1 pseudogene is annotated in these 245 nt (G+C 73.1%); it reads left to right on the forward strand.

Annotated features, from left to right (window positions below):
* Positions 1-245 (forward strand): annotated as a pseudogene (locus HA630_RS00310) (phenylalanine--tRNA ligase subunit alpha); the annotation flags it as partial.

A 245-nucleotide genomic window follows, 5' to 3' on the forward strand; every position in this document is an offset into this window, starting at 1 on the left:
GCCAAGGCCCAGTACCTGGGCAAGAGCGGCCGCATGACCGAGCTGATGAAGGGCATGGCCAGCCTGAGCGTGGAGGAGAAGAAGACCCGGGGCGCGGCCATCAACGTGGCCAAGCAGGCGATCGAGGCGGCGCTGAACGACCGCCGCGCCGCCCTGGCCGAGGCCGAGCTGCAGCGCCAGTTGCAGGCCGAGGCGCTGGACGTGACCTTGCCCGGCCGCCAGCGCGGCACCGGCGGGCTGCACCC

The organism is Aquabacterium sp. A08, assembly GCF_011742065.1.